General features: G+C 62.6%; 18 protein-coding genes. 7 read left to right on the forward strand and 11 right to left on the reverse strand.

The features are described 5' to 3' along the window. Nucleotides 1–142: 142 nt before the first annotated feature. Complete coding sequence (locus tag IVA95_RS15885; RefSeq protein ID WP_247511312.1) at nt 143–436, reverse strand: hypothetical protein; 294 nt, start codon at nt 434–436, stop codon at nt 143–145. A gap of 289 nt (nt 437–725) precedes the next feature. On the opposite strand from IVA95_RS15885, the gene phaC reads away from it, so the two are divergent. Then, a complete protein-coding gene (gene phaC / locus IVA95_RS15890) occupies nt 726–2,531 on the forward strand; it encodes a class I poly(R)-hydroxyalkanoic acid synthase (protein ID WP_247511314.1) in 1,806 nt (601 codons plus the stop codon). Nucleotides 2,532–2,613: 82 nt separating this feature from the next. Then, entirely contained in the window at nt 2,614–3,012 is a 399-nt protein-coding gene (locus IVA95_RS15895; RefSeq protein WP_213247761.1) for an MAPEG family protein, read from the forward strand. 81 nt (nt 3,013–3,093) lie between these two features. Here the strand turns inward: IVA95_RS15895 and IVA95_RS15900 are convergent, their stop codons facing one another. The 7 genes from IVA95_RS15900 to IVA95_RS15930 form a co-directional block, all read right to left on the reverse strand. After that, a complete protein-coding gene (locus IVA95_RS15900) occupies nt 3,094–4,509 on the reverse strand; it encodes an outer membrane beta-barrel protein (RefSeq protein WP_247511722.1) in 1,416 nt (471 codons plus the stop codon). A 143-nt stretch (nt 4,510–4,652) separates the two neighbouring features. After that, nucleotides 4,653–5,279 (reverse strand): class I SAM-dependent methyltransferase, encoded by a 627-nt coding sequence (locus tag IVA95_RS15905; protein ID WP_247511315.1) that lies wholly within the window; start codon nt 5,277–5,279, stop codon nt 4,653–4,655. Between the two features lie 9 nt (nt 5,280–5,288). Further along, nucleotides 5,289–6,341: an N-acetyl-gamma-glutamyl-phosphate reductase gene (argC, locus tag IVA95_RS15910; protein ID WP_247511317.1), complete on the reverse strand. Its 1,053-nt coding sequence runs from the start codon at nt 6,339–6,341 to the stop codon at nt 5,289–5,291. A gap of 88 nt (nt 6,342–6,429) precedes the next feature. Beyond that, complete coding sequence (argC, locus tag IVA95_RS15915; protein WP_247511318.1) at nt 6,430–7,410, reverse strand: N-acetyl-gamma-glutamyl-phosphate reductase; 981 nt, start codon at nt 7,408–7,410, stop codon at nt 6,430–6,432. After that, nucleotides 7,407–8,075 (reverse strand): FMN-binding negative transcriptional regulator, encoded by a 669-nt coding sequence (locus tag IVA95_RS15920; protein WP_247511319.1) that lies wholly within the window; start codon nt 8,073–8,075, stop codon nt 7,407–7,409. Before IVA95_RS15920 ends, argC (IVA95_RS15915) begins: the two co-directional genes overlap by 4 nt. A gap of 343 nt (nt 8,076–8,418) precedes the next feature. Next, nucleotides 8,419–9,408: an MBL fold metallo-hydrolase gene (locus IVA95_RS15925; protein ID WP_247511320.1), complete on the reverse strand. Its 990-nt coding sequence runs from the start codon at nt 9,406–9,408 to the stop codon at nt 8,419–8,421. 222 nt (nt 9,409–9,630) lie between these two features. Beyond that, nucleotides 9,631–10,161, reverse strand: coding sequence for a DedA family protein (locus IVA95_RS15930; protein WP_213247350.1), 531 nt, complete (start codon nt 10,159–10,161; stop codon nt 9,631–9,633). A gap of 502 nt (nt 10,162–10,663) precedes the next feature. Here IVA95_RS15930 and parE point away from each other — a divergent pair. After that, the gene (parE, locus tag IVA95_RS15935; RefSeq protein WP_247511321.1) at nt 10,664–12,718 is read left to right on the forward strand and encodes a DNA topoisomerase IV subunit B; all 2,055 of its coding nucleotides are present in this window, start codon (nt 10,664–10,666) and stop codon (nt 12,716–12,718) included. A gap of 227 nt (nt 12,719–12,945) precedes the next feature. Next, complete coding sequence (locus IVA95_RS15940) at nt 12,946–13,782, forward strand: porin family protein (RefSeq protein ID WP_247511322.1); 837 nt, start codon at nt 12,946–12,948, stop codon at nt 13,780–13,782. Nucleotides 13,783–13,793: 11 nt separating this feature from the next. On the opposite strand, the gene IVA95_RS15945 is transcribed toward IVA95_RS15940, so the two are convergent. After that, nucleotides 13,794–13,931, reverse strand: a complete 138-nt coding sequence (locus tag IVA95_RS15945) for a hypothetical protein (RefSeq protein WP_247511323.1) — start codon at nt 13,929–13,931, stop codon at nt 13,794–13,796. Between the two features lie 163 nt (nt 13,932–14,094). Here IVA95_RS15945 and IVA95_RS15950 point away from each other — a divergent pair, with 163 nt between their 5' ends. From IVA95_RS15950 to IVA95_RS15960, 3 genes are all read left to right on the forward strand, one after another. Beyond that, nucleotides 14,095–14,280, forward strand: a complete 186-nt coding sequence (locus IVA95_RS15950) for a hypothetical protein (protein WP_247511324.1) — start codon at nt 14,095–14,097, stop codon at nt 14,278–14,280. A 186-nt stretch (nt 14,281–14,466) separates the two neighbouring features. Continuing rightward, nucleotides 14,467–15,237: a glucose 1-dehydrogenase gene (locus IVA95_RS15955; RefSeq protein ID WP_247511325.1), complete on the forward strand. Its 771-nt coding sequence runs from the start codon at nt 14,467–14,469 to the stop codon at nt 15,235–15,237. 222 nt (nt 15,238–15,459) lie between these two features. Next, the gene (locus tag IVA95_RS15960; RefSeq protein WP_247511326.1) at nt 15,460–16,203 is read left to right on the forward strand and encodes an outer membrane protein; all 744 of its coding nucleotides are present in this window, start codon (nt 15,460–15,462) and stop codon (nt 16,201–16,203) included. 96 nt (nt 16,204–16,299) lie between these two features. On the opposite strand, the gene IVA95_RS15965 is transcribed toward IVA95_RS15960, so the two are convergent. Together IVA95_RS15965 and IVA95_RS15970 are read right to left on the reverse strand one after the other, a co-directional pair. After that, on the reverse strand, nt 16,300–17,511 hold the full coding sequence (locus tag IVA95_RS15965) for an FAD-dependent oxidoreductase (RefSeq protein WP_247511327.1): 1,212 nt from the start codon (nt 17,509–17,511) through the stop codon (nt 16,300–16,302). A gap of 338 nt (nt 17,512–17,849) precedes the next feature. Next, entirely contained in the window at nt 17,850–19,346 is a 1,497-nt protein-coding gene (locus tag IVA95_RS15970; protein ID WP_247511328.1) for a caspase family protein, read from the reverse strand. Nucleotides 19,347–19,396 lie beyond the last annotated feature (50 nt).

The raw sequence follows: 19,396 nt of genomic DNA on the forward strand, positions 1-19,396 counted from the left end.
CAGCGCCAGTTTTTATGGCGTTTTCAGGCGAAAGCCTGCCCCGGACTTGATCCGGGGTGGTGACCGGTTCGCATAGCAATCAAGTTTGCGCAGATTGCGTAGACTTATCTGCGGTAGAAAACGCGTCCAAAAAAAGGCTATCTCACTTCTTGGCCGGTTTTGGCGGGGTAGCGGCGGTCGCCTGACGGTCACGAGCGGCGGTCAATTCTGCCTGGATTTTAGCCAGCTCGGCCGGCTTCATCGCCTCCTCGTTGCGGTCCGGCGGCAGGTCGTGAACCGGTAGATAGCCGCCCGCTTCCTTCGGACGCTCTGGCGCATCAGCCGGCAGGCCGAGGCCCGGCATGTCCGCGATCTGGGTCGAGCAGCCGCCGAGCGCAAGCGCCGACGCAAGCAGCGTGGCAACCGACCGCAGCCTTATCGTTCGATCCACCGGCATCCGTCCCGGAAATCCCCAACTACCTGATGCAGCGCACGCGTACCCCGACGGCATCTATGCGCTGGTACGAGCCTTGCAACGCCAAATCGTCCCGCGGCGTTGATTTCGCTAGAGCCGTTCAAACCATTGTTGCCCGAAACGATTAAAGCCCAAAGAGCAAATGCGACAGGTGCGGCCTCAATGTGTCGCAACACGAGAAGTTTATCGCAGTGCAGCAGGTTAACGCCAAGCCCATTGACGGCAAATGGGCGCGGTGACGAACCCGAAACGAACCTATAGTGTCCCTGATATGAGTGACGTCAGCACCGAAACCCAGGCTCCGAAAACATTCAACGCCGAAGCCTTTGCCATGAATATTGCGAAGGCGATGGAGACGAGTGGCCAGGCGCTCGCGGCCTACCTCAAACCGCGCGAGACGGGCGAAGTGCAGGACAAGCCGCCGAGCGAGCTCGGCGAGGTCGTCAAGACTTTCACCAAGGTGGCGGAATACTGGCTGACGGACAAGGAGCGCGCCGAAGCTCTGCAGATCAGGATGGGTAAAGCGTATCTCGAGCTCTGGGGCTCTGCGATGCGCCGCATGGCCGGCGAACAGGCCAAGCCTGCGATCGAGCCGTCGCCGCGCGACAAGCGCTTCAAGGATCCGGAGTGGAAATCGAATCTGTTCTTCGATTTTGTGCTGCAGCTCTATCTGCTCACCGCGCAATGGGCGCAAGAGCTGGTGAAGAACGCCGAAGGTGTCGATCCGCACACGCGCAAGAAGGCCGAGTTCTACGTTCAGCAGATCACCAACGCGATCTCGCCGTCGAACTTCGTGCTTACCAATCCGGAAGTGCTGCGCGAGACGCTGGCCTCCAACGGCGACAACCTCGTTCGCGGCATGAAGATGCTGGCTGAGGACATCGAGGCCGGGCGCGGCATGCTGCGCATCCGGCAGTCCGATCCGTCGAATCTCGAAGTCGGCGTCAACATGGCGACGACGCCTGGCAAGGTGATTTACCAGAACGAGCTGATGCAGCTCATCCAGTACACGCCGACCACGGAGACGGTGTTGCGCACGCCGCTCCTGATCGTGCCGCCCTGGATCAACAAGTTCTACATTCTCGACCTCAAGCCGGAAAAATCCTACATCAAATGGTGCGTCGATCAGGGCATCACGGTTTTCGTGATCTCCTGGGTCAATCCGGATAAGGAGCTCGGCAAGAAGACCTTCGACGACTACATGAAGGAAGGCCCGCTCGCCGCGATGGATGTCATCGAGAAGGTCACGGGCGAGATGAAGGTCCACACCGCCGGCTACTGCGTCGGGGGCACCCTGCTCGCCTCGACGCTGGCCTGGCTCGCCGAGAAGCGGCGCCAGCGCGTCACCTCCGCTACATTGTTTGCGGCGCAGGTCGACTTCACCCATGCCGGCGATCTGCTCGTGTTCGTCGACGAAGACCAGATCTCGACGCTCGAGCGCGAGATGGAAGAACGGGGCGTTCTCGAAGGCAGCAAGATGGCGATGGCCTTCAACATGCTGCGTTCCAACGACCTGATCTGGTCGTATGTCGTCAGCAACTACCTGAAGGGACAGCAGCCCGCCTCCTTCGACCTCCTGCACTGGAATTCCGACGCCACGCGGATGCCGGCGGCCAACCATTCCTATTACCTGCGCAACTGCTATCTGGAGAACCGGCTGTCCTCCGGCAGCATGGTGCTCGATAACACGCTGCTCGACCTGTCGAAGGTCAAGGTGCCCATCTACAATCTGGCGACGCGCGAGGACCACATCGCGCCGGCGGACTCGGTGCTCTACGGTTCGCAGTTCTTCGGCGGCCCGGTCAGATATGTGCTGTCCGGCTCCGGCCATATCGCCGGCGTGGTCAACCCGCCGGCGGCGGGCAAATACCAGTACTGGACCAACGACAACATCAAGGATGTCACGCTCGCCGACTGGCTGAAGAACGCCGCCGAGCACAAGGGATCGTGGTGGCCCGACTGGCTGCAATGGCTGGAGGGCATCGACCCCGAGCGCGTGCGCGCACGCGCCGTCGGTTCCGAGGAGATGCCGCCGATCGAGGACGCGCCCGGCAGTTACGTCAAGGTCCGCGCATAGCGCAGCCGCGGGCGGTTGGGTATAACCTGATATCCCGTGCCGGGAATCGAAATCGATTGAGGGGAAACCAATGACGCAACCAATCACGCGTGAATTGTTCTGGCTGACTCTGACCGTGATTTTGACCGGGCTGATGTGGATCCCCTACATCATCAACCGCTGTCAGGTGCGCGGCCTCTCCGGCGCCATGGCCAACCCCTCGCGCAACGACAAGCCGCACGCGGATTGGGCCAATCGGCTGATGTTCGCACATGACAACGCGGTCGAGAACCTCGTGATCTTCGCACCGCTAGTCTTGATCCTGCACGCGATCGATTATTCCGACAGATGGACCGTGCTCGCCTGCGCCGTCTATTTCTGGTCGCGTGTCGCGCATCTTATCGTCTACACGCTGGGCCTGCCGGTATTCCGCACGCTGGCCTTCACCGTCGGCTTCCTCGCGCAAGCCGTGCTGGCGCTGGCGATCTTCAGGGTGGTTTGAGGCCCTTCCACACACGAGACCCCAAGCAACAACCCCGGAGCTCGGCTCCGGGGTTTTTCATTGGCATCTCTGAAATCGCGCTCAGTACTTCGCGACGACCGGCGAATTGAAGTGGTAGTTTATGCCGGTGCGGAAGATGTGCTCGGTCACCGAACGGGTGGTCGTTGCCGGAGTCGCGCCGATAATGAAATTGTCTGAGGTGGAGCCGAGATCGACATAGAGATATTCGGTCTTGGTGGTCCAGTTAGGGCCGAGCAATCCAAGCAGGGTGAACGGGGTTTCGATGCCGGCCCCCGCGGTCCAGCCGCTCCTTGTCGTCTCGAACGTGTTCGACACCACGCCGACGAACGAATCCGTCGTGACGCGGGTCTTAACGTTTCCATAGGCGTAACCGCCCGTCGCATAGAACAGTGTCGGTCCGACCGAATAGCCAAGGCGACCGCGAACGGTGCCGAACCACGGTAGCTTGGCATCGTAAGCCGCGAACAAGCCTGCGCTGCAGGTCAACACGCACGTCTTGTCGTCTTGCAGGCCCGATCCCTGGATATCGGCCTCAACGCCGAATACCCCATTGGCCGCCTGCCAGTTGTAACCCGCCTGCACGCCGCCAACGAAACCGTCGGGGGCCAGGTTGAAGGTGTCCACGAACGGGCCAAGCGGCACGTTCAGTGAGCTCCGGTCACGGCCGTATCCGGAGCCGAAATTGCCGCCGAGATAGAAACCGCTCCAATTGGCCGCGGCCACCGGCTGATAATTCGAGTTGCCGCCAATCCGGTAGTTCAAGCCGGCGCGGAAAATATGTTGGCGGATCTCGGTACTGACATTGCTTGGGGCGAACAGCGGCGCGGCGAAATCCGTCCTGTTGCCGAGATTCAGGTAGAGATGTTCGATCTTTCCGGTCCAGTTGCCGCCCAGCGCAGCCTCGACACCGCTGCCCACGGTCCATCCACCCTGGAGGCGATCGGTTGAAAACGTCGCCGCAGCTGGACCCGGTACCGACTGAGTTATCGTCGTGTTGACGTCGCCATAGGCAAAGCCGGCCGTGACGTAGCTCAGCACCGGTCCCTTGGCCAGGCCGACACGCCCGCGAACAGTTCCGAACCAATCGAGCCTCTGGCTATAGTTCGTAACGAGCAGACCCCCGAAATTCAGATTGGTGCGGTCGTCGCTGAGGCCGGCTCCCTGGATATCCGCTTCAACACCGAAGACGATCGGCCCGAGTATGGAATTGGTCTGCCAGTTGTATCCTATCTGCCCGCCACCGAGCGCGCCTTCAGGCTGCAGGTAAAGCGAATAGTCTTGCCCCGGAAGCGGCTGATGCTGCGTCCGGTCGCGCCCGACCCCTCCACCCGCGTTGACGCCGATATAGAAGCCGGTCCAGTCGTAGACGGCTGCCAGCGCCGGGGCTTTGGTGTAAGTCCGCGCGGCCAGGTCTGCAGCGATCGTCGGAGCTGATCCCAGACCAGCGAGAGCGGTGGCCAGCAAGTACTTTTTCATTTTCATGTACGGCATTTTCCAATCCGGCGGCCCCAGCCCTTTCCCGACAGACGTGCTGCCGGTACTCGAACCGTATCTTTACTGGTTTCTTGTCCCCGATTCTGTAGCTCGGCCGCCACAGGTTCCACGAATTCCCCGCTTGATTAGCGGGGGAATTCGATGTCAGGCAGCTCACAGTCAGCCGTTTTTTGAGCCACGACGAAAAGCATCGACGCCATCTTGTCGTCGAAGCCTTTGACTTCGCCGCGCTCCATCAACAGCGAGCTCCAGTTCCCCGCTTCGGCATAGGTGGCACGCAGCCAATCCTGCGAGGGATAGTTGTAATAGCGATCAAGCGTGTCGCGCCCGCTGGCCTCGCCTTCTTTGTAACTGGCATAGAACACACCACCCGGTTTCAGCGCGCGCCGGATCCGTGCAAGAATCTCCGCAAGCTCTGGCCTGGGCACATGAAGCAGGCAGGCATTGGCCCAGACGCCGTCATACGCCTCCACCTCATCGAGCTCATGAAACAGCAGCGTCTCGACGGTGCGGCCGAGATGCTTTGAGGCGATGGTCGCCATTTCCGACGATCCGTCGGTGGGTCGGACATCGAACCCACGCGCCAGCATTTCCGCGGTGTCGCCGCCGGCGCCGCAGCCGAGTTCGAGAATGGAAGCGCCCGGCGGAAGCTGCGCCAGAAACGCCGTCAGCCGCGCCTGGCGCGAGGTGAACGTACGCTTGGCATAGGCCTCGGCATTATCGCGGTAGAATTGCAGCGTCGCTTCGTCCACTGCAGCACCTCACGGAAATAGCGCGATCTGCTCCAGCCCGGCCGTCTCGGGCAATCCGAACATCAAGTTCATGTTCTGGATCGCCTGCCCGGCCGAGCCCTTCACCAGATTATCGAGCGTGGAAATCACGATCGCCCGGTTTTTGATGCGGTCCGCAACGACGCCGATCTGCACATAGTTGGAGCCGCGCACGTTCTGGGTCTGCGGCAGCACGCCCTTCTTGACGACATGCACAAAAGGCTCATTGGCGTACGCCTTCTCCAGCGCGGCCCGCAGATCGTCCGGCGTCGCGCCACGGTTCAGCCTGACATAGGACGTGCAGAGTTCTCCGCGCGCCATCGGGATCAGATGCGGCGTGAAGTTCACCGTTACCGCTGAGCCGGCGGCGACGCCGATCTCCTGCTCGATCTCGGGCGCGTGCCGGTGGGTGCCGACCGAATAGGGCGACAGCCCCTCGCCCGCCTCGCTGAACAGCGTGTTCTGCTTCAAGCCGCGCCCGGCGCCGGTGACGCCCGATTTGGCATCGATGACGATGTCGTCGACGTCGATCAGTTTTGCCTTGGCGAGCGGCGCCAGCGCGAGCAGCGCCGCGGTCGGATAACAGCCGGGACAGGCGACCAGCCGGGCAGACGTGATCTTCTCCCGGTAGAATTCGGTGAGGCCGTAGACGGCTTCGCCCTGCAGTTCGAGCGCCCGGTGCTCATGGCCGTACCATTGCGCATAGGTGTGCTTGTCGCGCAGCCGGAAATCGGCGGACATGTCGAGCACCTTGATCCCGGGGTTGGCCCTGAGAACCGCGGCAATGATCTCCTGCGTGGTGCCGTGCGGCAGCCCGCAGAACACCGCGTCGAGCGTGGTCCAGTCAACCTTCTCCCATTCAATGAGCTTCGGTAGGTCCAGCATGAAGAAATGCGGGAACACGTCACCCATCGACTTGCCAGCGTGGGTGTTGGCGGTGAGCGCGGTGATCTCGGCATTCGGATGCCGCGCCAACAGGCGCACCGCGTCGGCTCCGGTGTAACCGGAGGCGCCGAGAATGCCGATCTTCTTTTTCGAGCTCATCACGCGTTCCTTTCTTCAGGCGTCTTGTGGCAGTAGAATAGCAGCGTCGCTTCGTCCACCGGCTCGCCGCGCGGCAACGCCCGATCAGCTACTTCTCGGCAAGGCCCAGCATCAGCCGCATGTTCTGCACGGCTGCGCCGGAGGCACCCTTGCCCAGATTGTCGAGCCGCGCGACCAGCACCGCCTGACGATGCTTTTCGTTGGCGAAGACGTAAAGCTCCAGCTTGTTGGTCTCGTTGAGCGCCTCGGGCTCGAGCCGCCCGCCCTTGGTCGCCGCGTTCTCGAGCGGCATCACCGAGACATAGGTGCTGCCGGCATAGCGCTTGGCCAGTGCGGCGTGCAGGTCGGCTCCGCTGGGTTTACCAGGCAACGTGTCGAGATGCAGCGGCATCGATACCAGCATGCCCTGCCGATAGTTGCCGACCGACGGCACGAAGATCGGCCGCCGCGTCAGTTTGGAGTAGAGCTGCGTCTCCGGCAGATGCTTGTGCTCGAAGCCGAGGCCATACAATTCGAAGGACGGCGCGCTGCCATCCTCAAAACTCGCAATCATGGACTTGCCGCCACCCGAATAGCCGCTGACCGCGTTGATGGTGACGGGATAGTCTGACGGCAGCAGGCCGGCATCGACGAGCGGCCGCAACAGCGCAATGCCGCCGGTCGGATAGCAGCCGGGATTCGAAACCTTACGCGCGGTCCGGATCTTGTCGGCCTGACGAGGCGTGAGTTCGGGAAAGCCGTACGTCCAGTCGCTGGCGACTCGAAACGCTGTCGACGCGTCGAGCACCTTAGGAGCCGGGGCTCCCATGCCGTCGATCAAGGCTACGGTCTCCTTCGCGGCGTCGTCAGGTAGGCAGAGGATGACGAGATCGACCTCCTCCATCAGCGCGCGCTTGGCGCCGGCATCCTTGCGCTCCTCCTCGGCGATGCTTTTTACGACGATGTCGTCCTGCAGCCGAAGGCGTTCCTGAATGCCGAGCCCCGTCGTTCCGGATGCGCCGTCAACGAACACGGCGGGTTTGATCGAGGCCCCGACGGTCTCGGTCTGATGGCTGTCGGTGAGGGTCATGGCACGGTCCTTTCGAGCTGGTTCGTTTCGTTGGTAAAGGCCTGCGGCCGCGCCTCTCTCATCAAATTCGCAATCTGCTTGGCGCCGGCGTCGGCCTGCGAGGCAAGCGATCCGGCGACCGCTGTATAGTCGGTCTCGGACTTGTGCTGGTTCAGCTTAAAGCTGCCCTCCACCTCTTCGATCGTCATCTCGAGTCCCACGATCGCCTTCTTCATCGCCGCCAGCCGCCCTGCCGTCATCTTCGACGACAGCCACGGCTTCTTCGGCAACAGCCGCTCCTCGAACTTCGCGCTCAGCGTCTCGATCTGAGCGGCGAGCTCATCGTCCGACATCACCCGCACCGCGCCGGTCAGATGCACCGCCTGATAGAGCCAGGTCGGCACCTGATCCGGCGAGACGTACCAGTCCGGCGACACATAGGTATCGGTGCCATTGACGGCCAATAGCCACGAGGTCGCGCCGTCGGCGAGCTTCACCAGCGGATTTTGCCGCGCAACGTGAAACGCCGCGCGTGGCGTGCCGTCATTGGCTGAGGTCAGATAGAACGGCAGCGACGAGGCGGTGGGCTTGTTGCCATCCCACGCGCAGGCAAGGCCAAAGCCGCGCGCTTCCGCGAACGCGAGGCTCGCGGCGCGGTCGGACTTGAACGGTGGTGGCGTATACATCTCAAACTCCTGCTTGACGTAGGAGCCGCCAGTTCAGACCGCGTTTTCTGGAAAAGGGAGAAGCCGCGGGACCCGATCCGGCGGCAGAGGCGACAATCCTAAACGCAGACGTCCGCCCATACCGCGATGATGGCGCGGCGGCGGCGAGCGATGGAGATGATCGAAGCGATAGTCATGGGCGCGGCTATAAGGCCGCGCCCAGCTGGCGTCAAGTTATTCCAGTCATTCCGGGGCGGACGCGAAGCGGGCGAACTACGATGTGCACCCGCACATCGGAGAATCTCGCGCCACAACCTCCAGATTCGGTTCGATGCTGCGCATCGCCCCGGAATGACACTTCGTGTCAAATCACCGGATTCCACGGCGCCGGAATCAGCCGATAGCCATTGCCGTCCTTTTCGACAAAACCGTTGGCCGGGAACGGATAATGGAAGCCCTGGACCCGCATCTTGTCGGCGACCAGCATGTCGTAGACCCGGCGCCGGGTCTTTTCTGCCAGGGCCGGATCCTGGTCGAACATCAGGTGCCAGCCCGGGTTGGTGACGAACAGCGCCGGCAGGTTGGTGACGTCGGACTGGATGAACACCTTGTCGGAGCCGGACGCGAGAACGTAGGAGGTGTGGCCCGGCGTGTGGCCGATGGTTTCCACCGCCGTCAGTCCAGGCGCTACTTCCTTGCCCCACTCATAGGGCGTCACCTTCTCTTTGAGCCCCGCCTCCAGCACACGGCGGGCGTTCTTGAATACGGTCTGCATCCGCCCCTCGGGCGCCCGGCTCATCTCGCCGTCGTCCATAAAGTACTTCCACTCCGCCGCCGGCACGAGCACCTCGGCATTGGGAAAGGCAGGCGTGTTCTCGGCGGTCAACAGACCGTTGATGTGATCACCGTGGAAGTGCGAGATCACGACGATGTCGACCGCCTTGGGGTCGAAGCCGGCGGCGACCATGTTGGCGCCGAACTGGCCGACATTGCCCTTGCTCGATGCAAAGGCCGCGGCGCCGTTGCCGGTATCGACCACCACGAGCTTGCCGCCGGTATTGATGACCAGCGGCGCGAACTGGATCGACATCTTGTCCTTCGGCATGAAGGCCTTTTCGAGCGCCGCGTTGACTTCGTCCTTCTTGGCGTTGAGCACGAACGTGGCAGGCAGCGCGAAATTGTTGACGCCATCCGAAATCGCCGTCACCTGGGCATCGCCCACCTTGTAGCGATAGAAGCTCGGCGCCTGCTTGTCCGCCACAGGGGCAGCCGCCTCGGCGGGCGCCTGCGGCAACAGCGGCATGGCGGCGAGCGCGGCCGCTCCGGTGAGTGCGTGACGACGTGTCAGTTCCATAGTGATCTCTCCCAGTGAGACGATGGATGCGATGGAGGGAATCGAATGCGATGGAGGGAATTCTTCCGCTTGGCGTGCCGTTAGCTTTGGTTGCCGCTGGTTCTACTAGCGCCCTTACGTTAACGGGAAGACACCGAAACGACGGCAACGTGAAGATGGCTCCGGTATGCCGAGCACATTGTTGGGGCTAACACCCCCGACATCAGCTTATTCCAGTGTGTCCTACGCCACCCGCCACAGCCATTCGGCGAGTTTGCCCATGACGTCGCCGACCAGTAGCAGAACGGCCGACCAGACCAGCGCCGAGACGAAATTGGCGATCTGGAACGGCCAGTAGGACATCTCGAAGATGCCGGCGGCGAGCGGCACCGAGGCCCGCAGCGGGCCGAAGAACCGGCCGATGAAGATCGAAGGCACCCCCCATTTCTTAACGAAGTCTTCGCCGCGCAGCAGGATTCCGGGATAGCGCGACAGCGGCCACATCTCGGCGACGTGCTCCTTGTATTTGAAGCCGATCCAGTAAGAGACCCAGTCGCCGAGCGCCGCGCCGAGGCCGCCGGCGAGCCAGACCGGCCAGAAGCTGATGCCGCTGACGCCGATCAGCGCGCCGATCGCGACCAGCGCGCCCCAGGCCGGAACCACCAGCGAGACGAAAGCCAGCGATTCGCCGAATGCCAGCACCAGGACGATCGGGGCGGCCCAGACCTGATTGTCGCGCACGAAATCAGCCAGAGCACGCACATAATCATCCATTCCGAGCCCTTTCCGCCCCGATTCCTGTCTTTGAACCTTCTACCGGTTCCGCTGGGAAGAACAGGTAAGCCAGCCGCTTCCGCGACATCAAGTCACAAAGCCGGGGCCGGCGCGTGAACCCACACCGTATGGGCAAGAGACCTGAGCCAAGGATCTGAGCCAAGGACCTGAGCGATGCGATCAGCTCTGTGGCGGCGGTGGCCTGCGTGGGCCCGTCAGCGACGCGCAAACACACGGCGCCGCGAGTGCGACGGCCAACAGCAACCTGATCATCGGATTTGTCCCCCCCTGCCGCCGCGACCTTCACGCAACCAAGGATGAACGCAAGTCCGCTCACCTCGATCGGCTTGGTTATTGTTAATCGGACGCAATCCCCTTATTGGCTGCCGCTTCCCTTGCAGGTGCACCGGACCCGCCTCGGCGGTCACCTTTTGAGCCCATCCGTGGCATAGTCACAGCAACCGATTCGCTGCCGCGCGCTGCGCGCAACATCTAAAGAGCCATGTCCAAATCATTGAAATCAGTTACAAAATCGAAGCCCGCCAGCGACCTCTTTGGGGCGGAACCGAAGGGTCGCGCGGCACCCAAGGCCGCCTCGCGTGGAACCAGCGCCGAGGCTGGCTATACCGCGGCCGACATCGAGGTGCTGGAAGGCTTGGAACCGGTGCGCCGCCGCCCCGGCATGTATATCGGCGGCACCGACGAAAAGGCGCTGCACCATCTGTTCGCGGAAGTCATCGACAACGCCATGGACGAGGCGCTCGCAGGGCACGCCTCGTTCATCGAGGTGGAACTGAGCGCCGACGGCTTTCTGACCGTCACCGATAATGGCCGCGGCATCCCGGTCGATCCGCATCCAAAGTTTCCGAAGAAATCCGCGCTTGAAGTCATCATGTGCACGCTGCACTCGGGCGGCAAATTCGACTCCAAGGTCTACGAGACCTCGGGCGGCCTGCACGGCGTCGGCGTCTCCGTGGTCAACGCCCTCTCCTCGCGGCTCGAGGTCGAAGTCGCGCGCAGCCAAAAGCTCTACCGGATGAGCTTTGAGCGCGGGCACCCCAAAGGCAAGCTCGAAGACCTCGGCAAGATCAACAACCGCCGCGGCACCCGGATCCGCTTCAAGCCGGACACCGACATCTTCGGCGCCAAGGCGGCCTTCAAGCCGCAGCGCCTGTTCAAGATGACGCGCTCGAAAGCGTACCTGTTCGGTGGCGTCGAGATTCGCTGGCGCTGCGATCCCTCGCTGTTGAAGGGCATCGAGGACGTACCGGCCGAGGACAGTTTCCACTTCCCGGGCGGCCTGAAGGACTATCTCGCCGCTGCCATTCACGCCGATACGCTGGTGCACCCGGATATCTTCTCCGGCAAGTCGGGGCGCAACGGCGCCCATGGCGCCTGCGAGTGGGCGGTGGCGTGGACGGCGGATGCCGACGGCTTTCTCTCCTCCTACTGCAACACCGTGCCGACGCCGGACGGCGGTACCCATGAATCCGGCATGCGCAGCGCGTTGCTGCGTGGCCTGAAGGACCACGCCGAGCGCATCGGCCAGGGCAAACGCGCCGCGCCCGTCACATCGGAAGACGTCATGGTCGGCGCTGCCGTGATGCTGTCGGTGTTCGTGCGCGAGCCAGAATTCCAGGGCCAGACCAAGGACCGTCTCGCCACGGCGGAAGCGCAGAAGATCGTCGAGCAGGCGATCAAGGACCCGTTCGACCACTGGCTGTCGGGCAATCCGCTGCAGGCCAACAAGCTCCTCGATTTCGTCATCGAGCGCGCCGACGAGCGGCTGCGCCGCCGCGCCGAGAAGGAAACCTCGCGCAAGACCGCGGTGAAGAAGCTGCGGCTTCCCGGCAAGCTCGCCGATTGCACCAACACGGCGACCGAAGGCTCCGAACTCTTCATCGTCGAGGGCGACTCGGCCGGTGGCAGCGCGAAACAGGCGCGCGACCGCAAGACCCAGGCCGTGCTTCCCCTGCGCGGAAAAATCCTCAACGTCGCTTCTGCCGGCAAGGACAAGCTGACCCAGAACGCTCAGCTCGCCGATCTCATGCAGGCGATCGGTTGCGGCACCGGCGCGCATTACCGCGAAGAGGATCTGCGCTATTCGCGCATCATCATCATGACCGACGCCGACGTCGACGGCGCCCATATCGCGTCATTGCTGATCACGTTCTTCTACCGGCAGACTCCGCGGCTGATCGACGAGGGCCATCTCTATCTGGCGGTGCCGCCGCTCTACAAGCTCACCCATGGCAGCAAGTCGGTCTATGCACGCGACGATGCACACAAAGACGCATTGTTGAAGAGCGAATTCAACGCCAACGCCAAGGTCGAGGTGAACCGCTTCAAAGGCCTCGGCGAGATGATGCCCGCGCAGCTCAAGGAAACCACCATGGACCCAGCCAAGCGTTCGCTGCTCCGCGTGGTGCTTCTGGCCGACGACCGCGAAGGCACGGCCGATTCTGTCGAGCGGCTGATGGGAACCAAGGCCGAGGCCAGATTCGCCTTCATCTCAGACAAGGCGGAATTCGCCAGCGACGAGTTGCTGGACGTCTGATCTCATCAGGAGAGGCGATTTTCCGGCGATCTTCGGCCTATTTGGCCAGTCATTGCCGGAATTTGCTCGTTTTTCGGGCTTTTGCCGGTCATTCCTTTTCGGCCCAGTGTGCTTCCCCCGCAACAGCATTTTGGCGGGAACTGCGTATAGTCACGTTACTGGATTTTGGGAATCGGCGCTCGCGCACCCGTCAGGGCGGTGGCGCATCTACGGTAAGGGACTAGAAAATGAAAAAGGTACTGCTCGCTCTGACCGCAGTGGCGGCGATGACTGGATCGGCCGTTGCCGCTGACCTCGGCGCCCGTCCCTATGCCAAGGCTCCGGCTCCGGTCGCTGCTGCATACAACTGGACCGGCTTCTACATCTTTGGTGGTGCAGGTGGCGGATTGTGGGCAGCCGACAGCAACGTCGTGAGCACTGGCGTTGCCGGACCGTTTGGCGCCTTTGGACCCGCCGGAACTGCCCTGACCCGCGATCAACGCTTGGGCGGCAGCGGTTGGTTTGGAACGGTGGGTATCGGTTATGACTGGCAGTTCGGCGGCCGCTGGGTGGCTGGTATCTTCGGTGACGGACAGTTCGGCGATATCCGTGGCTCGCTGAGCGATCCGTTCTTCTTCATCGAAGGCCGCGAAAAGCTTCGCACCAGCTATGCAGCCGGCGTGAGATTAGGCTACCTCGTCGCGCCGAACGTGCTCTCCTACGTTAACGGCGGTTATTCCGGTTCGGAATGGTCGGGCTCGAGCCTCTCCACCCTGGCGCCTGGCGGCGGTCCGGCGTTTGCCACCACGGACTCCTTCCAGCGCAACGGCTGGTTCATCGGCGGTGGTGTCGAGAACAACTTGGACATTTTCGGAATCGCTGCGCCCGGCTGGTTCATGAAGACCGAGTACCGCTCGGCATTCTACGACCGCGCTACGCTGCCGGAGACGCTTGGTCCGGGAGCCGCTCCCTTCGTAGGCCCGACGGGTACGGCCGTCACCTTCAAGCCCTGGGTGCAGACCATCAGCACCTCGCTGGTCTACCGCTTCAACTGGGGCGGCGCTCCGATCCAGGCCAAGTACTGATCTCTGCCAAATTAATTCAGCAGCTCAAAAGCCCCGGCATCGCCCGGGGCTTTTTTGCGTCTGCGGGGTGCCGCACCCACCGACCGGTCACGAGTGATGGCGGCGGCGATCGCCAGCGTGAGCGTGAGAATGACCGTCCGGCGGTTCATGATGACCCTTGAGATGGCGACGCCGCGACTTCCGGCCTCGCGAAGCCGGCTGGCTGTATATCCGACTCGGAAGCTACGGCTGCCACCGGCAACGGTTTCCTGTCGGGATTGTTATAGATCCGCGCGGCGTCCCAGAGGTCGAAAAGGCAGCAGGAGGAAATCCATGGCCCGATCGCTTTCGATCATCGGCTTTCTGGCGCTTGCCATCGGCCTGTTGTGGATCGGTCAGGGCACGGGCACGATTCGCTGGCCATCATCGAGCTTCATGATCAACCAGCTGCAATGGGCGGGATATGGTGCGGTGCTCGGCGCCGTCGGCCTGATCCTAATCTGGCTAGGCAACCGCTAGGCGTGGGTTTCTCGCTCGTCATGGCTGGGCTTGTCCCGGCCATCCACGGCTTTAAAAATCGGCGGCAAAGAAGGCGTGGATGCCCGGGACCCGTCTCCGCCAAGGCTTCGCCGGGCCACGAGTTCACCCGGCCGCCGAAGCTTTAGCGAAGGCGGCAAGCCCGGGCATGACAAAGAAGGAAACACAATGGCAGCAACACTCTTCGATCTTACCGGCAAGGTAGCCATCGTCACCGGCGGCAATGGCGGCATCGGGCTCGGCATGGCCCGGGGCCTCGCAGAGGCCGGCGCGGCGATCGCCGTGGTGGGCCGCAACGAAGCGAAGTCGGCCGACGCGGTCGCTGAGCTTACGCAAGGCGGCGCCAAGGCGATTGCGGTTGCGGCTGATGTCACCGACAAGGCAGCAGTCGCCGCCATGACCGAGCGCGTCGTCCGCGAACTCGGCCGCATCGATATCCTCGTCAACAATGCCGGCATCAACATCCGCAAGCCGCCGCATGCGCTTGATATCGCCGAGTGGAATAGCGTGATCCAGACCAACCTCACCAGCGCCTTCCTGTGCTCGCAGGCGGTCTATCCCGCCATGAAGGCGGCCGGCGGCGGCAAGATCATCAATATCGGCTCGATGATGTCGATCTTCGGCGCCAGCTTCACGCCGGCCTATGCCGCGAGCAAGGGCGGCATCGTGCAGTTCACCCGCTCCTGCGCCTGTGCCTGGGCAGCCGACAACATCCAGGCCAACGCCGTGCTGCCGGGCTGGATCGACACTGATCTCACCAAACGCGCCCGCCAGGAGATCGGCGGCCTGCACGAGCGGGTGCTGGCGCGCACGCCAGCGGCGCGCTGGGGCGCGATCGATGACTTTGCAGGGATTGCCGTATTCCTCGCCTCGCCCGCGTCGGATTTCGTCACCGGCACGGCTATCCCGGTCGATGGCGGCTATTCCGTCATGGGTTAGCCGGCTCCTGTTAGGCCCCTCTTAACGTTGCCGCGCAAACGGCTTCGACCCGAAGACGCTTTCAAGAACCGAAAAGCGGCAACCGACCGGCAATGTCTTGGTCCGGAAGTGTTCGAAGGTTTGCCACTGTGGCGTGTAGGTGACAGCTTTTGTGGCAGTTCGACATTAATGTCGTGATCAGAATCAACCGCTCGCGTCACCTGTTTAATTGGGGAAATAATCATGAAGAAAATCGTTCTGGCCGCCGCCGCTCTGGCCATCGGCACGGTCAGCGCCTCGGCCGCCGATCTGGCAGCCCGGCCTTACACCAAGGCTCCCGCGCCGATCGCCGCCGTTTACAGCTGGACTGGCTTCTACATCGGCGCCGACGTCGGTTACGGTTGGGGCCGCTCGACTGGCACCTTGACCAACGCGGCTGGCTTGTTTCCAGTGCCCTACAGCCTTGATCCGTCCGGCGTGATCGGCGGCGGATTTGTTGGCTTCAACTATCAGATCAGCAACGTCGTGCTCGGCGTTGAAGCCGACTGGCAAGCTTCGGATCTGAACGATAGCGGCAATTTCCTTTTGGGTGGCATCCCCACCTATGCCATCAGCACCACGGTCAACGATTACGGCTCGGTCCGCGGCCGGCTGGGTCTTGCATTCGACCGCTGGATGGTCTTCGGCACGGCTGGCTACGCCTGGGGTAGCTGGGACACCTCCTATGCGTTCATCGGTACGCCTCCGTTTGTCACGGCCAGCGTCAGCTCGCATGATGGCTGGACGGCGGGTGCTGGCATCGAATACGCCTTCGTCGACAACTGGCTGGCCCGCGTCGAATATCGTTACACCGACCTCGGTCGCGCCAGCTTTGTTTCTCCCCTCACGAACAGCGCGGAAGTCGGAAACCGGGTGACAATCAACGACGTTCGCGTCGGCATCGCCTACAAGTTCGGCGCCCCCGCCCCGGTTGTCGCGAGGTACTGATCTTCGCTAACCTCGACAGCTTAAAGCCCCGGCATCGTCCGGGGCTTTTTGTTGCCTGCACGCCGGTGAGTTCGTCAGCGTGGCACGCGATGCCGGTTAGCCGCGGACCGGCGACTGCACATGCTCGGGGCGCACGCCGAGCCCTACAAATCGCGCTGTGACGCCCTGCAGCCAAGGGATGGCGGTAACGAGGCGCATGACAAGCGGAGCCTTCAGCGGCTGGTTGCCCGGCTTCAGCGCAGCGTTCACGATGTTGTTCTGCACGACGACCTGCATCCGCTGCGTCATCCGCACCGGAAACGCGCGCCGCCGGCGCACCGCGTCGAGTTCATCTTCCGACGGGCAGCCGCTCACCAGCTTCGAGGCCAGCAGATTCGCCGTCGCAACGGCATCCTGAACCGCGAGGTTGACGCCGACGCCGCCGATCGGCGACATCGCATGCGCGGCGTCGCCGATGCACAATAGCCCCGGCCGCGTCCAGCGCTTCAGCCGGTTGACCGCAACCGTCAATAGCTTGACGTCGTCCCAGCTCTTCACCTCGGAAAGTCCCGGTTTCAGGACCGGCGCCATGCGCGCGATATCGTCGAGCAGTGCGGGCAGCCCCCTCGCCTTCACCGCGTCGTATTGTCCTTTGGGAATCACGAACGCGCATTGCCAATAGTCGCCGCGGTCGAAGGTCACCATCATCTTGCCGGGATCGACCCGCGCAAACAGGTTTTCGCCTTCACCTTCCCGCTTGCCGGCGCGAAACCACAAGACGTCCATCGGCGCGCCGATTTCCTCGACCTCAAGGCCAGCGCGTTCGCGCACCAGCGAATGGCGTCCGTCACAGGCAACGGTCAGGTCGGCCTCGATGTCGATAATGCCATCCGGAGTCTTCGCCTTCACGCCGGTGACGCGCTCACCGTCTCGAATGAGATCGATCGCTTCCGTCGACATCATCACCTTGAGCGAGGCGAACCGCTTCCCACTTTCGCGAAGGAAGTTGAGAAAATCCCACTGCGGCATGAAGGCGATGAAAGGATATTTGACGTCAAGCCTGCTCAGATCGGCGATCCGCACCGCTTCCCCGCCGAACATGCCTTGCATCTTCTGCAAGCGCTGGTGCGGCAGTTTCAGGAAGCCATTGGTCAGCCCGAGCTCGTCCATCACCTGAAGCGTCGAGGGATGCACGGTGTCGCCGCGAAAATCACGAAAGAAGTCGGCGTGCTTCTCCAGCACCACGACATCGATGCCGGCGCGGCCCAGCAGATATCCGAGCATCATTCCGGCCGGTCCGCCGCCGACGATGCAGCAACGTACTTTCATCGCTCGCTCCTGTCGCCGATTTGTCGGCGAGGCAAGTCAATCACGTTGTTCCGGACCGGCAAAGCCAAATGCGGTGCGAAAACCGCTCCGCAGAAAATCCAATTTGCTGAACAGGCGCAATGCGCCGCGAGAACGCCGACACGCATTCACCTGTCATCGCCCGGCTCGACCGGGCGACCCAGTATTCCAGAGGCAGCAGTGATTGAACCGCTAAGCCGCGGCGTACTGGATGCCCCGCCTTCGCGGGGCATGACAGCTAGGCTTCGGTGACGTCTCAGACCCTCATGGTGGGGAGCGCGTCTTCGCGCGTCTTGAACCATGAGGCCCTGATGCGGCCGTCAGCGCCTAAAACTCTTGATCTCCGACACGCTGCCGTCGCGATAGGTCAATTCCACGGAGACCGATTTGGTCGCCGGCGCGAGCTTCAAATAGGGCTGCGCGTCGTGCGGAATGACGCTGGGATCGCGAGTGTTGCAAGGCGGCATTTTCAGCACCTTGTCGGGCACCGCACTGTCGATGCCGACGCGCACTTCGCGGATTGCGCAGCGGTACGACATCAGGTGCGTGTAGTAGACCAGAAGCCCGTTGTACTCGCGAAACGACAGCCAGCTCGTCGCGGTCATGTCGAGAATCTTCCGCTGGTCGCGGATCAGCGCAGCCTCGGGATCGAACCGGATCGGGAACGGCCCCTGTAATTCGCCATTGGTGTCGACATAGCGCACCTGGATGATGGCCGCCGGCGCATCGGCCGGCAGCTCGACCGACGGGTTGGGCATCCGCTTTCGAGTCCGCGGGTCGAGCGTATCCATGAAGCCGGTCTCGCGGAAATCGCCGCTATCGCCGATCCGCCAGGAAATGCCGAGCGTCGGGTCGGCGATCGAGAACACCACGGTCCAGCCGCCATTGTGGCGCGAGAACATTGCGATCGGCGCGTTCATGGAATCGTTCTGCGGCTGCAGCCGCTGGACCGGCGGCAAGGCTGCAAGTTTTTGCAACGGCTCGGCGGGCTTCGCAGCGTCGGGCTGGCCCTGGACCATGCCGTTCAGGAACACGTCGTCGACCATCTGGTCGAAGTAAACCGGGATCTGCTTGTGACGAACGGTCTCCGCCAATTCGCTGACCGCCCGCCGCGTGCGCTGCGCGACCTGAACGAGGTTCGCGCCGGGTTGCGTGATCTCCTTGGCGAAGGTTCGCGTGAACACCGAGTTCGGATTGGCGTCATCATTGGAAAGCCGATCGAGCGCCGTCTGCCGTGGCCCCGCCGAGAAGATCGAGAACACGCCTTCCGGCAATTGCGTCATCGGCGCGAGACCGCCGGCGCCGGCAACCGCACGCGTACCGGCGCGCTCGAACGGATTGTTGCGGCAGGCATCGAACACCAGGATGGCGGTGCGCACCTTCCGATTCTGCATCCGCTCGATGATGCGGTCGGCGAGGATCGAGGCGTCGCGGACCAGCTCTTCCTGCCCTTCGGTCGCCGCCGGCACGTCGGTCGGCAGCAGGAAATTCTGGCCCGCGATTTCAAAACCGTGTCCGGCATAGAAGAAGAACGCCGTATCGCCGGCGTCGACCGCCTTGTCGAACGCGAGCAGTGTCTGGCTGAACGCCTGCCGGTTCTGGTTTTCCGCCACCATCACCGTGAAGCCGAGCTGCTTGAGCGTATCGCCCATGGTGCGGGCGTCGTTGACCGCCTTCTGCAGCTTGGGCACGTTCCGGTAGTCGTTGTTGCCGACCACGAGCGCGACACGTTTTTCCGCATGGGCGGGCGCGGTGGATGTGATGCAACTCGCTACAATGGCCGTCGCGGCCAGGAGTCTGGAAAGCCAGGAGGTCATCGAATTCCCCACACGCACGAATCGTCCTGTTTGGGCCGTGCAAACCGCTT

The organism is Bradyrhizobium sp. 157 (assembly GCF_023073815.1).
GTDB lineage: Bacteria > Pseudomonadota > Alphaproteobacteria > Rhizobiales > Xanthobacteraceae > Bradyrhizobium.